Origin of the sequence: Corynebacterium oculi (assembly GCF_001412105.1) — a bacterium.
GTDB lineage: Bacteria > Actinomycetota > Actinomycetes > Mycobacteriales > Mycobacteriaceae > Corynebacterium > Corynebacterium oculi.
Window position 1 is genome coordinate 470,600 of record NZ_LKST01000001.1, and the last position, 13,786, is coordinate 484,385.

Annotated in this window: 13 protein-coding genes; 11 read left to right on the plus strand and 2 right to left on the minus strand. The window is 64.7% G+C overall.

Features of this window, described 5'->3' with window-relative positions; translation table 11 throughout:
- The first annotated feature begins 122 nt into the window (after positions 1–122).
- The 4 genes from tsf to Cocul_RS02245 all read left to right on the plus strand — a co-directional run bounded on the left by tsf (position 123) and on the right by Cocul_RS02245 (position 3,443).
- On the plus strand, positions 123–941 hold the full coding sequence (tsf, locus tag Cocul_RS02230) for a translation elongation factor Ts (protein WP_055121679.1): 819 nt from the start codon (positions 123–125) through the stop codon (positions 939–941).
- 222 nt (positions 942–1,163) lie between these two features.
- Complete coding sequence (gene pyrH / locus Cocul_RS02235; protein WP_425388767.1) at positions 1,164–1,850, plus strand: UMP kinase; 687 nt, start codon at positions 1,164–1,166, stop codon at positions 1,848–1,850.
- Positions 1,851–1,963: 113 nt separating this feature from the next.
- Complete coding sequence (frr, locus tag Cocul_RS02240; RefSeq protein WP_055121681.1) at positions 1,964–2,521, plus strand: ribosome recycling factor; 558 nt, start codon at positions 1,964–1,966, stop codon at positions 2,519–2,521.
- 43 nt (positions 2,522–2,564) lie between these two features.
- Complete coding sequence (locus tag Cocul_RS02245; protein ID WP_150114311.1) at positions 2,565–3,443, plus strand: phosphatidate cytidylyltransferase; 879 nt, start codon at positions 2,565–2,567, stop codon at positions 3,441–3,443.
- Between the two features lie 6 nt (positions 3,444–3,449).
- Here Cocul_RS02245 and Cocul_RS12735 read toward each other — a convergent pair whose 3' ends face one another.
- A complete protein-coding gene (locus Cocul_RS12735; protein ID WP_425388768.1) occupies positions 3,450–3,824 on the minus strand; it encodes a LapA family protein in 375 nt (124 codons plus the stop codon).
- A 57-nt stretch (positions 3,825–3,881) separates the two neighbouring features.
- On the opposite strand from Cocul_RS12735, the gene rlmN reads away from it, so the two are divergent.
- From rlmN to Cocul_RS02265, 3 genes are all read left to right on the plus strand, one after another.
- On the plus strand, positions 3,882–4,991 hold the full coding sequence (gene rlmN, locus Cocul_RS02255) for a dual-specificity RNA methyltransferase RlmN (RefSeq protein ID WP_055122005.1): 1,110 nt from the start codon (positions 3,882–3,884) through the stop codon (positions 4,989–4,991).
- Positions 4,992–5,060: 69 nt separating this feature from the next.
- Positions 5,061–5,843: an ABC transporter ATP-binding protein gene (locus tag Cocul_RS02260; RefSeq protein ID WP_055121683.1), complete on the plus strand. Its 783-nt coding sequence runs from the start codon at positions 5,061–5,063 to the stop codon at positions 5,841–5,843.
- On the plus strand, positions 5,840–7,423 hold the full coding sequence (locus tag Cocul_RS02265; RefSeq protein ID WP_055121684.1) for a hypothetical protein: 1,584 nt from the start codon (positions 5,840–5,842) through the stop codon (positions 7,421–7,423). Before Cocul_RS02260 ends, Cocul_RS02265 begins: the two co-directional genes overlap by 4 nt.
- A gap of 132 nt (positions 7,424–7,555) precedes the next feature.
- On the opposite strand, the gene Cocul_RS02270 is transcribed toward Cocul_RS02265, so the two are convergent.
- Positions 7,556–7,981: a DUF2631 domain-containing protein gene (locus Cocul_RS02270; RefSeq protein ID WP_055121685.1), complete on the minus strand. Its 426-nt coding sequence runs from the start codon at positions 7,979–7,981 to the stop codon at positions 7,556–7,558.
- 258 nt (positions 7,982–8,239) lie between these two features.
- Between Cocul_RS02270 and dxr the strand changes: the two genes are divergently transcribed.
- The 4 genes from dxr (at position 8,240) to Cocul_RS02290 (ending at position 13,775) form a co-directional block, all read left to right on the plus strand.
- Positions 8,240–9,424 (plus strand): 1-deoxy-D-xylulose-5-phosphate reductoisomerase, encoded by a 1,185-nt coding sequence (gene dxr / locus Cocul_RS02275; protein WP_055121686.1) that lies wholly within the window; start codon positions 8,240–8,242, stop codon positions 9,422–9,424.
- Positions 9,425–9,459: 35 nt separating this feature from the next.
- Positions 9,460–10,602 carry a M50 family metallopeptidase gene (locus tag Cocul_RS02280; RefSeq protein ID WP_055121687.1) on the plus strand — a complete coding sequence of 381 codons (1,143 nt, stop codon included), beginning with the start codon at positions 9,460–9,462 and terminating at the stop codon, positions 10,600–10,602.
- Positions 10,603–10,742: 140 nt separating this feature from the next.
- Positions 10,743–11,897, plus strand: a complete 1,155-nt coding sequence (gene ispG, locus Cocul_RS02285) for a flavodoxin-dependent (E)-4-hydroxy-3-methylbut-2-enyl-diphosphate synthase (protein ID WP_211257092.1) — start codon at positions 10,743–10,745, stop codon at positions 11,895–11,897.
- Between the two features lie 33 nt (positions 11,898–11,930).
- Positions 11,931–13,775: a penicillin-binding transpeptidase domain-containing protein gene (locus Cocul_RS02290; protein WP_055121689.1), complete on the plus strand. Its 1,845-nt coding sequence runs from the start codon at positions 11,931–11,933 to the stop codon at positions 13,773–13,775.
- The last annotated feature ends 11 nt before the right edge of the window (positions 13,776–13,786 follow it).

Sequence of the window (13,786 nt, forward strand, 5' to 3'; positions counted from 1 at the left end):
ATAATCTGCCGTGGACTATCGTGCTGGCGCTGCGAGGCAGACGCTGGGGTCAACGCGCTCAGCGTTTCTCCGCTACGATTTTTAACGGTAACTGTTTCTACACAAGGAGGATCGCCCCAACAATGGCGAACTACACTGCTGCTGATGTGAAGAAGCTGCGCGAGATCACCGGCTCCGGGATGCTCGACTGCAAGAAGGCCCTCGACGAGACGGACGGCGACTTCGAGAAGGCCGTGGAGAACCTGCGCATCAAGGGTGCTAAGGACGTCGGAAAGCGTGCCGAGCGCAACGCCCTGGAGGGCTTGATCGCCGTTTCCGGCAACACCATGATCGAGGTGAACTCGGAGACGGACTTCGTGGCCAAGAACGCCGAGTTCAAGGATCTCGCCGCCAAGATCGCGGAGGCTGCCGCCGCGGCCAAGGCGAACTCCGCCGAGGAGCTGGCCGCCGTGGACGTTGATGGCAAGCCTGCCTCCGAGGTGGTGCAGGAGCTTTCCGCCAAGATCGGCGAGAAGCTGGAACTTCGCCGCGCGGTCACCCTGGAGGGTGAGAAGATCTCCGTGTACCTGCACCAGCGTTCCGCCGATCTTCCCCCGGCCGTGGGCGTGCTCGTGGCCTACGAGGGCGAGGATGAGAAGGCCGCTCACGCCGTGGCCATGCAGGTGGCCGCCCTCAAGGCGCGTTACCTCAACCGCGAGTCCGTGCCCGCCGAGGTGGTGGAGAAGGAGCGTTCCATCGCTGAGCAGATCACCCGCGAGGAAGGAAAGCCGGAGCAGGCTATCCCGAAGATCGTGGAGGGCCGCCTCAACGGCTTCTATAAGGACGTCGTGCTGCTGGAGCAGGCCTCCGTGGCGGACGGCAAGAAGTCCGTGGGCGATATGGCCAAGGAGGCCGGGGTGACCATCACCGGCTTCGCCCGCTTTGAGGTGGGCCAGCAGTAATTACGCTGCGGAGAGCGGTCCGCGCCGGGCACCGAGAGGGTGACTCGGCGCGGGCCGCTTTTCTCCGTGATGTGTGCGCGCGGAACGCCTGTGCCGCAGCGCGGTCTGGCGCGGCGGGCACGGTAGACTATCCGAAGGAACACAGCCCCACGTGATATGAGAAGGAGTCTCCCGGTGACCTCTGCGCAGGATAACGCCAGAAGCGAAGGATACCGCCGCGTCATGCTCAAGCTCGGCGGCGAAATGTTTGGCGGAGGTCAGGTGGGCATTGATCCTGACGTGGTGGAGAACGTGGCCCGCCAGATCGCGGAGGTGGCCAGGACGGGCGTGGAGATCGCCGTGGTGATCGGCGGCGGCAACTTTTTCCGGGGCGCGCAGTTGCAGCAGCGCGGCATGGATCGGGCACGCTCGGATTACATGGGCATGCTCGGCACTGTGATGAACTGCCTGGCCTTGCAGGACTTCCTGCTGCAAGAGGGCGTGGAGTGTCGCGTGCAAACGGCCATTAACATGGCGCAGATCTCGGAGCCGTACCTGCCCTTGCGCGCCGCGCGCCATCTGGATAAGGGGCGCGTGGTGATCTTCGGCGCGGGCATGGGTATGCCGTATTTCTCCACGGACACCACCGCAGCCCAGCGTGCCCTGGAGATCGGCTGCGAGGTATTGCTCATGGCTAAGGCCGTCGATGGCGTGTACTCGGACGATCCCCGCACCAACCCGGAGGCAACTCTCTATGATGAGATCACTCCCCGGGAGGTCATTGAGAAGAACCTCAAGGTGGCGGACGCCACGGCCTTTAGCCTGTGCATGGATAATGACATGCCGATCTTGGTGTTCAACCTGCTCACACAGGGCAATATCGCCCGTGCGGTGGCTGGGGAGCGCATTGGCACTCTGGTGCAGTCGTAAAGCAGTCGTAAATAGGCATCCCCGTGCGGGCGCGCCTGATAGATTGAGGCGGTAAGGTGCCGCGGCGGGCTGCCCGTACGTTTTCAACAATCACTATAGAAAAGGATTGAGCCATGATCGATGAGATTTTGATGGAAGCAGAAGAGCGCATGGGTAATACCGTGGAGCACACCCGCGAGGATCTCACCACGATCCGCACCGGCCGCGCTAATCCCTCCATGTTTAATGGCGTGGTCGCTGAGTATTATGGCGTGCCTACTCCCATTACCCAGATGGCTTCTATTTCCGTGCCGGAGCCGCGCATGCTGCTGATTAAGCCCTACGAGCCCTCCATCATGGGGGAGATCGAGGACGCCATCCGCAATTCCGATCTGGGTGTCAACCCCACGAATGACGGCCACGTGCTGCGGGTGACGGTTCCCCAGCTCACGGAGGAGCGCCGCAAGGAGATGGTGAAGCTGGCCAAGTCTAAGGGCGAGGACGGCAAGATTGCCATCCGCAACGTGCGCCGCAAGGGCATGGAGCAGCTGAAGAAGCTGCAAAAGGATGGCGACGCCGGCGAGGACGAGGTGATCGCCGCGGAGAAGGATCTGGACAAGACCACCCAGGAGTATGTGGCCAAGGTGGACGAGGTGGTCTCGAACAAGGAAACGGAGTTGATGGAGGTCTAAGCCGGAGCCGAGTCCCCGTTCACCGTCGAAAAGGAGCATCATCGTGGCCGGATCCCGCAGCGCCGAGCGGTTTAAACCCAAAAACAGCGCGGGGCGCAATCTCCCGGTCGCGGTGGCCGTGGGGGTGGGCCTGGGTGCCCTGGTGATTGCGGCGGTTCTTTCCGGGCCGCTGGGCTGGTACCTGTTGGTCAGCGCGGCCGTGGGGCTGGGCACCTGGGAGGTGACCACCCGCCTGATGGAGGCGGATTATCTGATTAGCCGCCCGGTGTTGATCGTCGGTGGGCAGTTCTTGGTGTGGCTTACCTGGCCGTGGGGGGTGGGGGGTATGGCCGCCTCGTACGTGGCCGTGGCCCTGGTGGTGATGTATGGTCGGCTCTTTGTGCAGGTAGACAGCGTGCGGGCGCGCAATTACGTGCGCGACGTAGCTATTTCTCTCTTTGTGCTCACGTGGATCCCCATGTTTGGGGCCTTTGCCGCGTTGATTTCCCGGATCGAATCGGATCTCGCCGCGGCACCGTTGTTCATCGTGACCTTCATGGCTTGCGTGGTGGCCTCGGATACCGGCGGTTATATCGCCGGGGTGTTCTTTGGATCGCATCCGATGGCCCCGGCAGTCAGCCCTAAGAAGTCCTGGGAGGGCTTCGTGGGGTCGCTCACCGCCGGGGCGCTCGTGGGGCTGCTGTGCGTGGTATTTTTCCTGGGGCAGCAGTGGTGGCTTGGGGTGGCGATGGGCCTGCTCATGGCCGTCTGTGCCACCCTGGGGGATCTGGTGGAATCTCAATTCAAGAGGGACCTGGGGATCAAGGATATGTCGGCCATGCTGCCCGGCCACGGGGGCATGATGGATCGCCTCGATGGGCTTTTACCTGCGGCGATGGTGACGTGGCTCCTGCTGAGCCTGGTCACCCAGGGGATCTCCTAAGCAGGGTTACTCGCGAGAGTTTTTCTTCGCTATGCGGCGCAGCTCGAACATGCGCACCCCGCCTACCAGTGCCATGATGAGTGCCCCGGCGATGGCGGCCAGCAGGAATCCCACCCCGGCGGGGAAGCTAAACTTCCACACAAAGAGCGTGAGTTCCACGGATTGCTGATTCTGCATAATGAAGATGAGCAGCAGAATCAGCAGCAGCGCCCCCACGATCAGCGCGGCCCAGGTGGTGGCGGCAAAGGTGCGCTGCGGCTTGGCGGGGGTGCTTTGCGACGCCTCCGTGGCCTCGGGGGAGGCGGCAGGGACGTCGTCGGAAGTGGGATCGGTATGTGTAGCCATGCCTCTATTCAATCGTGTGCCTGGGCGGGAGTCCACCTTGGGGTGACGCAGGATTAGATTCACCGCCTCCAAGGTGGAACAATGGTGCGCATCATGGCTGAACCAATCAAGCTCCAGTTCGCCGCGCCCAAACGCGGTATGCCCCCCAATCACTTCGCGGATCTCGATGCCGAGGCCCGCGTGTCTGCGGTGACCGATCTTGGATTGCCGCGGTTTCGCGCCAATCAGATTGCCCGCCACTACTACGGGAGGTATGAGGCCGATCCGAGCACGATGACCGATCTCCCGGCACAGGCGCGGGAAAAGGTGCGCGAGGCGTTGTTCCCACCGCTCATGCGCCCGGTGACGCAGACGGCCACGGACGAGGGGGAGACTCAAAAGACGCTGTGGCGTTTGCACGATGGCACGCTGCTGGAATCCGTGCTCATGCGGTACCCGGATCGCGCCACGCTGTGCATCTCCTCGCAGGCGGGCTGCGGCATGAACTGTCCGTTTTGCGCCACGGGCCAGGGTGGGTTGGATCGCAACCTCTCCACGGGGGAGATCGTGGATCAGGTTCGCACCGCCGCCGCCACGATGGAGGCCGAGGGTGGGCGGTTGTCCAACGTGGTGTTCATGGGCATGGGCGAGCCGCTGGCCAATTACAAGCGCGTGGTCTCGGCGGTGCGGCAGATCACCAGCCCGGTTCCCGAGGGCTTTGGTATTTCCCAGCGCAACGTCACGGTGTCTACCGTGGGATTGGCGCCGGCGATCCGCAAGCTCGCGGACGAGGACATGTCTGTCACCCTGGCCATTTCCCTGCACACTCCCGACGATGAACTGCGCGATACCCTGGTGCCGGTGAATAATCGGTGGCCGGTGGCGGAGGTCTTGGATGCCGCGCGGTATTACGCGGATAAATCCGGCCGCCGCGTATCGGTGGAATACGCCCTGATTAGAGATAAAAACGATCAGGATTGGCGCGCGGATATGCTGGGCAAGAAATTGCATGCGGCCCTGGGATCTAAGGTGCACGTGAACGTGATTCCGCTGAATCCCACCCCCGGTTCGGAATGGGACGCCTCGCCCAAGGAGCGCCAGGACGAGTTCGTGCGCAGGGTGATCGCCCAGGGCGTTCCGTGCACGGTGCGCAATACAAAAGGTTCGGAAATCGCGGCGGCATGTGGACAATTGGCGGCGGAAGAGAAAGCGGCCACTGCTTAATCTCTTGTTCACTTTTCTTCTATAGACTGAGAGGCACGATACTTCTTTGCAGAAAGGACGTGCCTTTACGTGTTACAGGAAGATCCCACCACGCAAGCCCTCGCGGTGCGGGGGTTGTGCAAAGCGTTTGACGGCAAGGTAGCCGTCAACGAGATCAGTCTTGATATTCCCCGAGGCTCTCTTTACGGCATCGTGGGCCCCAATGGCGCGGGCAAAACCACAATGATCTCCATGGTTGCGGGCCTGCTGCGCCCGGATCGCGGCGATACCTGGGTAGCGGGGCACCACACCTGGAAAGAGCCCCTGGACATGAAAAAGTCCATGGGCCTCCTGGCAGATGGCGTTCCCGTTTTTGATCGCCTCAGCGGCCCGGAATTGCTCAGCTATGTTGGGGCGCTGCGCGGCATGGATTCCGCCACGGTGGAGGAACGCAGCCGGGAACTCCTGGCGGCCCTGGGCTTGGAGGAGGCGGGGGAGAAGCGGGTGGTGGACTATTCCGCCGGAATGACCAAGAAGATCCTGCTCGCCCTGGCCCTGCTGCATAATCCCGAGGTGCTGATCCTCGATGAGCCCCTGGAGGCCGTGGACCCGGTTTCCGGGCGCACGATCCAAAACCTCCTGCGCAGCTACGCCGCCTCCGGCGGCACCGTGGTGATTAGCTCTCATGTGATGGAACTGGTGGAGGGGCTGTGCAGCCACGTGGCCATCATCAACCAGGGCCGGGTTCAGGCCGCGGGCAGCGTGGACGAGGTGCGCGGTGGGCGCTCTCTCACGGACGTCTTTGTGGACGCCGTGGGCGGGGAACGCGGCGGGGAGGGGCTTACCTGGTTGGGCGGTGAGCACTCCCGATGACCAAGACTCTGATTAAGCTGCACACAACGCTGTGGGGCCGCACGATGAAGTCCAACCCTTCCGTGATTATCATGGCCCTCTTCGTTGGCTTTTATGCTTTGATCGGCATGGCCTCGGCGGGTGCTCTCCTTTTCCTCTACATTCAGGAGGAAGAGACCGCGATCATTCCCGCGGCGATCGCTGCCGGAATGATCGCATACATCGTGCTCATGGCGATGATGCCCTCCGGCGAACAGCAGGTCACCGCCCGTGATCTCGCCACGCTCCCGGTGACCCCGCAGCAGGCGCGCACGGGGTTATGGTGGCTGGCGTTTTTGCACAGTCGCGCGGTGGTGGCGCTGTTGTGCTCGGTGGCCACCGCGCTCGTGGTGTGCCTGGCGGCGGGATCGGCCGTGGCGGTGGTTGTGGCGGTGCCCTTCCTGGCGATCTCCTTCCTCACCACGGTTCTTTCTGGTGAAGTGCTGGGAAGGCTCCTGGGGCGTGGCGCCGTGGGGAAGGATCGCCTGGCGGCGTGGAGCATGGTGGGGTTCATCGCCTTGGTTCTCGCCTTCAACATGGTGGTCAATGGCAACGAGAGTGTTCCCCTGGAAACGTTGGGGAACGTGGTCGCCTGGACTCCCCTGGGCGCGGCGGGTGGTGCCGTGGGGGCGTCGATAAGCGGGCAGTGGGCGGTGGCCGTGGCGCAGGGGTTGATCGCCGTGGCCAGCCTGGGCGCGCTGCTGTGGCTGTGGTACCGGGGCGTGGCGCAGGATCTGCGGGAGCCGCAGATACACAGCGTGGCGGTGAAGGAGAAGAAAAAGAGCCGCCGGGGCAAGGAGGGGCTCGCCACGGTCTTTCTGCCTGGTCTAAAGCATAATCAGGCCACCGCCATTTTCTCCCGCGCGCTGCGGTATATGCGCCGGGATAGCCGCATGGTGGGTTCCTTGCTTGTGCTTCCGCTGGTGATGGTGTTTTTCCTGTATCGCGGGTACGCGGACGGCGCCTTTAGCGCATATATGGGCGCTTTTATTCTGTGCTTCTTCCTGGCCAGCACGTCCGCCAATGATTTTGGCTATGACGGCCCCGGTGGGTGGCTGCACATGGTGAGCGGGGTGCGGGCGCGCACGCTGCTCTTGGCGCGTCACGCGGGATCGGTGGCGGTGCCGGGGGCGTTCCTCGTGCTGTATTGCGCGGTGGTATTGGTCCTGCTCCCGGATCGGGGAAACTCCGCCTTGGTGCTCGCGGCGGTGCTGGGCTATGCCCTTTCCGCCGCGGGATCGGGGCTACTCCTATCTGTGTACAATCCCTTTCCCACTTCAAGGCCGGGAACAAACCCCTGGTCCGATCGCTCAGGTTATTCCTCCGCCGCGATGATCAGCGGCTTCGCCTTCCTGCTGATGGGGTGGATTCCGCTCATTCCCGGTGTGGTGGCCCTGGTCTTGGGTGCTACCCAGGACATTGCGTGGGTGGCGGGGCTCGGCGTGGTGCTGGCCGTGGGTACCCCGCTGGTGCTGTACCTGGTGGTGATCCGCCGGTGCGCGCGCAGGATAGATGAGAAGTGGCCGGAGATTTATACCAGGGTGCGTTCCTGGGTGAATTAAGAGGCGGACTTAAGGGGTGAAAGATCCGTTCTGACCCCCGGAACTCCTTACCGAAACCCGGCGCAACACTGGAAAGCATAAAAATAAGGGGCCTCGCTCAGAGCGGGCCCTTTATCCGTGCGGAAAATAGTACTAGTTTTGCGGGATCGCGGGCAGGTGCTCCACTCGGGAGGGCTCGATGTTGAGGGCGCGGAGCTCACTATCGCTCAGCTCGGCATAGGGGCCCTGGAGCGTGGCCTGGAGGTACGCCCATTCCGGCTCCTTGTGGCCCACCGGCTTGTTGTGGGAACTCAGCGTGCGCACCTGGCTGAGCTTGGGGCGGAAGGCGTGGAAGAGCAGGCCCACCGCGATGAGCGCGGCGAGGGTGAACAGCCAGATGGTCTCCACGTGGCCCTTGTGGTTACCAAAGTTGTAGCCCAGCAGGAAGATCACGGAGACCCAGCCGGCGAGCTGGGTGACGCGGAAGCCGATGTCATGCCAGCCCCAGGCGGCCGAGGGCTCGTCCAGGGTGGACACGCCATTGTGAATCTCAGGCTCGATGTGGTGGGAACCAGCCACGGTATCTCTCCTTTAAGTACATGCTGCGGGCTTCACGCTTGCGCAACGCCCCATTGGCGCTCGAATGGTTTGAACGGCTCGAACGGCGCTTGCGCACTGCCTCATATTGTGCCACAGGGGTGGGGGCGGGGAGAACTTATCGCCGCGCCTCTGGCCTGGTGGCGCCCACATATCCACCTTTCGGTTGCCCCTGGGGCGTGGGTCGGGGAGGCCGGAAGGAGAGGCCGCAGTGCCGCCGTGTCCCGTCGATGGTGAACAATGGTGTTCGTGGCACAGCGCATTCTTATTCTCGGTTCCACGGGGTCCATCGGCACGCAGGCCCTGGAGGTCATTGCGGAAAACCCCCATCTCTTCGAGGTCGCGGGGATCGCCGCCGGGGGTTCCTCGGCGGCGCAGATCATCACCCAGGCGCGGCGGCTGGGCCTGCCCGCGGAGAGGGTGGCGGTGGCCCGCCCGGAGGCCGCACGCGAGGTCTCCGAGGCCCTGGGCGCCACGGTGTTTGACGGCCCCGACGCCGCGCGCGACCTCGTGCAGGCTCTCGACGCCGCTCGCGGCATGGACGTGGTGCTCAACGCCCTGGTGGGTTCGATGGGGTTACCAGCCACGATGGCGAGCCTGCGCGCCGGGGTGCGTCTGGCGCTGGCGAATAAGGAATCACTCGTGGCCGGTGGGGAGGTGGTGCTCGGCAGCGCCGCACCAGGGCAGTTGGTTCCCGTGGACTCAGAGCACTCCGCGATGGCGCAGTGCCTGCGCTCCGGAGCGCGCGGGGAGGTGGCGAGGCTGGTGCTCACGGCCTCGGGCGGGCCGTTTCGCGGGCGCAGCCGCGAGGAGATGTGGGAGGTCACTCCGCAGCAGGCGGCCGCGCACCCCACGTGGTCGATGGGGCAGATGAACACCCTTAACTCCGCCACCTTGGTGAACAAGGGCCTGGAACTCATCGAGGCCGCCTTACTTTTTGGCGTGGCTCCCGGCGACATCGACGTCACCGTGCACCCACAGTCCATCGTGCATTCGATGGTGACGTTCCGCGATGGCGCCACCATAGCCCAGGCCTCGCCGCCGTCGATGAAGTTACCCATCGCCCTTGCATTGGGGTGGCCGGATCGGGTGCCCGGGGCCGAGGCCGCGCTGGACTTTGGCCGGGCGTTTTCCTGGGATTTCGAGCCGGTGGATCACCAGGCCTTCCCCGCCGTGGAATTGGCTCGCGCGGCGGTGACCCAGGGCGGCAGCCACCCGGCCATCTATAACGCCGCCAACGAGGAGGCGGCGGCCGCGTTTCTCAAGGGCGGGATTCGTTTCCCGCAGATCGTGGACGTGGTGGAGCGGGTGCTGGCCCAGGCCGGGGGGTGGGCTATCCACCCCGCCACGGTGGAGGACGTGCTGGGCGTGGAGGAACAGGCGCGGCGTCGCGCGCGGGAGATCGTGGCTACCCTGGCGCGCTGAGGGGTAGGCAACAGGTAGGAGAGGAGAGCGGATCTATGGCGGCAAACCTCATGGGGGTGGCGCTTTTTGCCCTGGGCATCGCGGTGACCATCGCCCTGCGCGAATGGGGGCACCTCGCGGTGGCCCGCGCCTGCGGAATGAGGGTGCGGCGGTACTTCATCGGATTTGGGCCCAAGGTCTTTTCCTTCCGTCGCGGTAATACGGAGTACGGCCTCAAGGCCCTGCCCTTCGGCGGGTTTTGCGATATTGCTGGCATGACGGCACAGGACCCCGCCCTCACCCCCGAGGAGGAACCCCACGCCATGTACAAGAAGGCGTGGTGGAAGCGCATCGCGGTGTTGCTCGGCGGGATCACCATGAATCTCATCGTGGGCATGCTCATTCTCTACGGCGTGGCCATGACCTCCGGTTTGCCCAATCCCAAGGCGGATTTCACCCCCACCGTGGCGGAGGTGCATGCGGGCCCGGCACAGGAGGCGGGCCTACGCCCCGGCGATAGGATCGTGGAACTTGACGGGCAGGCCACGCAGAACTTTTGGCAACTGGCCGAGGACATTCGCCAGCGCCCCGGCGACACCCTGACGCTGACCATCGAGCGGGAGGGGCAGCGCAGCCAGGTGGAGGTGGTGGCGGCCACCGGGGAGCAGGGCCAGGGCATGATCGGGGTGGCCTCGGCCCCGGTGGATAACGCCATCGCCACCTTCGGCCCGGTGGAGGCCGTGGGGGTGGCGTTTTCCTACGCCAAGGATCTGATGGTGTCCACCGTGCAGGCCCTGGGCCAGCTCCCGGCCAAGATCCCGGGGGTGGCGGCCTCCATCTTTGGGGCGGAGCGCGCGGCGGATAGCCCCATGAGCGTGGTGGGGGCCTCGCGCGCGGGCGGGGAGCTCGTGGAGCGCTCGTATTGGGGCATGTTCTGGATGCTGCTGGCTAGCCTCAACTTCTTCCTGGCGGTGTTTAATCTGATCCCGCTGCCGCCTTTCGACGGCGGCCACGTGGCGGTGGTGCTCTATGAAAAGGCGCGGGACGCGGTGCGCGGGCTGCGTGGGTTGGCACCGGCCGGCCCGGCGGATTACACCCAGCTGATGCCGCTGACCTACGCGATGGGGGCGGCGCTGCTGACCCTGGGGTTGGTGTTCGTGGTGGCCGATGTGGTCAATCCGGTGCGGCTCTTCCCCTAGTGGTGGCCCGTGTATGCTCGTGGTGTTGGCAGAGAGCCTGAGAGTGTTGATTCGAGGGCGGTGCGCGCGGGCCGTGATGGTGCGGCGCGGCACTGCCTTGCAAGGAGTATGAGAACTTGTCCATTCCCGTCGGACTAGGTATGCCTGAAGCCCCGCCGGCCACCCTGGCGCCGCGCCGCAAGACGCGCCAGCTCATGGTGGGATCGGTGGGCGTGGGATCGGACTATCCGATCTCGGTGCAGTCGATGACCACCACCAAGACCCATGACGTCAATGCCACCTTGCAGCAGATCGCGCAGCTCACCGCCTCCGGCTGTGACATCGTGCGCGTGGCCTGCCCCAAGACCGTGGATGCCGAGGCCCTGCCGGCCATCGCCAAGAAGTCCCCGATCCCGGTGATCGCGGATATTCACTTCCAGCCCAAATATATCTTTGCGGCCATCGACGCCGGTTGCGCCGCCGTGCGCGTGAACCCCGGCAATATCCGCGAGTTTGACGGCCGCGTCAAGGAGGTGGCCAAGGCCGCCGGGGACGCGGGCATTCCCATCCGCATCGGGGTGAACGCGGGTTCCCTGGATAAGCGCATGCTGGAAAAGTACGGCAAGGCCACCCCGGAGGCCCTGGTGGAGTCCGCGATCTGGGAGGCCAGCCTCTTCGAGGAGTACGGCTACGGGGACATCGCCATCTCCGTGAAGCACAACGATCCCGTGGTGATGGTGGAGGCGTATCGCCAACTGGCGGCCAAGACGGATTACCCGCTGCACCTGGGTGTGACGGAGGCCGGGCCGGCGTTCCAGGGCACCATCAAGTCCTCCGTGGCCTTTGGCTGGCTGCTGGGTTCGGGGATCGGGGATACCATTCGCGTCTCGCTGTCCGCCGACCCCAAGGAGGAGGTGAAGGTGGGCGATCAGATCTTGCAGTCGCTCAACCTGCGCCCCCGGGGCCTGGAGATCGTGTCCTGCCCCTCGTGCGGGCGCGCCCAGGTGGACGTGTACACCCTGGCGGAGGAGGTCACCGCCGCGCTGGAGGGCATGGATGCGCCGCTGCGCGTGGCGGTGATGGGCTGCGTGGTCAACGGCCCCGGCGAGGCGCGCGACGCCGACCTCGGCGTGGCCTCGGGCAATGGCAAGGGGCAGATCTTTGTCAAGGGTGAGGTGATTAAGACCGTGCCGGAATCTCAGATCGTGGAAACGCTGATCGAGGAGGCCATGCGGATCATGGAGGGGATGGATCCAGAGGAATTGGCCGCCGCCCAGGCCGCGGGGGTGGGTTCTAAGGTGCGCGTCACTCAGTAGGAGGCCGGGCGCGCACTGCTAGTCTTGGGCGCTATGAAAAGGTTGCCCGCTTTGCTCTTGGCGCTGGTCACGGCGTCGATAAGCCTCGTGGCCTGCACGCCCAAGCCGGCGGACGCGCGGCCGGTGGCCCAGGACTTCCTTAACGCGATCGCCGCGCGGGATTGGGATGCGGTGGGAGGGTACGTGGACGATCCTACGTCCGCGTTGCCGCTGATCCAGGCCAGCGTGGAGGGGCTTCAGGCGGAGGGGTTGAGCGCCACGGTGGAGGGGATAGACCTCAAGGAGCAGTCCGCCACCGCCCGGTACCGCATGGAGTGGCAACTCCCCCGGGAACGCACGCTGAGTTACGAGTCCTCCATGCTGCTCACCCGCAAGGAGACGGCGGAGGGGGAGTGGTCGGTGCGCTGGCAGCCCACCATCATGCACCCCACCCTCGGAGCGCATCAACACCTGGAACTGCGCCCGGTGCCCGCCGAGCGCGCCAGCGTGGTCAGCTCCGATGGAGTAGCGCTGCTGAGCCCGGGGGTGATGCAGCGCCTGCTGGTCAATACCGAGGAACTCAGTGATCCCGGGCGCACCGCCCGCACCATCGAGGCCGCGTTGAAGAAGGCCAAGGAGGCCGATCCCACGGTGCGCACCGTGGAGGCCTCCGCGCTGGAGGGGACGCTGCGCAGCGCGCGGGGGGAGTACTCCGTGACCACGCTTCCCGACGCCGTGACCCAGCAGGTCACCGAGGCCCTCTCCGGCGACCCGGCGGTGCGCCTGAACCCGGAGGCCGCGATGGTCACGCCCAAGCCGGACTTCGCCCCCGATATCATGTCGAGGGTGCGCACCATCGTGGAGGATGACCTCGACGGCGCGGCGGGGTGGCGCGTGGCGGTGGTCAATGAGCAAGGCTCCTCCCTTGACGACGTGGAGTATCACGCCGCCACGGTGGCCCCGGCGGTGGGAGTGAGCATCGACTATGACGTGCAGCGCGCCGCCGAGGAGGCCGTGAACACCCGCGCGGGGGATAAGGCGATGCTGGTGGCCATTAGGTCCTCAAGCGGGGAGATCCTGGCGGTGGCGCAGACGGCAGAGGCGGACAAGGATGGCGATATTGCGCTTAGCGGGCAGTATCCCCCCGGATCCGTATTCAAGATGATTACCGCCACCGCGGGGTTCGAGAACCAGGGGCTCAGCGCGGATTCCATTGTGCCCTGCCCCGGAACGATGGATATTTATGGCCGCACGGTGACCAACTACAACCAGTTCTCCCTGGGCAACGTGCCCCTGGAGCAGGCCTTTGCGCAGTCCTGCAACACGAGTTTTGCCGATATTTCCACGAAGCTGGAACCCGGCCAGCTCAAGGAGACCGCCAAGCAGTTTGGCGTGGGCCTGGACTATGAGATTCCCGGCCTGGATACCATCACGGGTTCCGTGCCGGAGGGGGAGAGCGCGCTGGATCGCACGGAGGCCGGGTACGGCCAGGGCTTGGATCTGGCCAGCCCCTTTGGCCTGGCGTTGAGCGCCGCCACCGCCGCCGCCGGGCACACGCCCACGCCCACGCTGATTACCGGCCATGAGACCACCGTGAGCGAGAAGGTGGCCCCACCAGCCCCGGAGGCGATAGATAACCTGCGCCGCTCCATGCGCAGCGTGGTTACCCAGGGCACCGCGCGGGGCATGAAGTCCGAGGGAGAGATTTACGGCAAGACGGGTGAGGCGGAAATCAACGAGGGCTCCCATGCCTGGTTCGCCGGATACCGCGACGATATTGCCTTCGCCACACTTGTGGTTCTCGGTGGCGGTTCCGAGGTATCGGTGCAGATCACCGATCACTTCTTGACCACGCTGGACAAGTATAAGAACCCGGAGGCCGAGGAGAATCTACTTTAGTACCTGGTTTC

What these genes read in the sequence shown, in the direction of transcription:
- rlmN (WP_055122005.1), top strand. Translation starts at nt 3,882, where the DNA reads ATGGCTGAACCAATCAAGCTCCAGTTCGCCGCGCCCAAACGCGGTATG.
- pyrH (WP_425388767.1), top strand. Translation starts at nt 1,164, where the DNA reads ATGCTCAAGCTCGGCGGCGAAATGTTTGGCGGAGGTCAGGTGGGCATT.
- ispG (WP_211257092.1), top strand. Translation starts at nt 10,743, where the DNA reads ATGCCTGAAGCCCCGCCGGCCACCCTGGCGCCGCGCCGCAAGACGCGC.
- frr (WP_055121681.1), top strand. Translation starts at nt 1,964, where the DNA reads ATGATCGATGAGATTTTGATGGAAGCAGAAGAGCGCATGGGTAATACC.
- Cocul_RS02290 (WP_055121689.1), top strand. Translation starts at nt 11,931, where the DNA reads ATGAAAAGGTTGCCCGCTTTGCTCTTGGCGCTGGTCACGGCGTCGATA.
- Cocul_RS02265 (WP_055121684.1), top strand. Translation starts at nt 5,840, where the DNA reads ATGACCAAGACTCTGATTAAGCTGCACACAACGCTGTGGGGCCGCACG.
- Cocul_RS02280 (WP_055121687.1), top strand. Translation starts at nt 9,460, where the DNA reads ATGGCGGCAAACCTCATGGGGGTGGCGCTTTTTGCCCTGGGCATCGCG.
- tsf (WP_055121679.1), top strand. Translation starts at nt 123, where the DNA reads ATGGCGAACTACACTGCTGCTGATGTGAAGAAGCTGCGCGAGATCACC.
- dxr (WP_055121686.1), top strand. Translation starts at nt 8,240, where the DNA reads ATGGTGTTCGTGGCACAGCGCATTCTTATTCTCGGTTCCACGGGGTCC.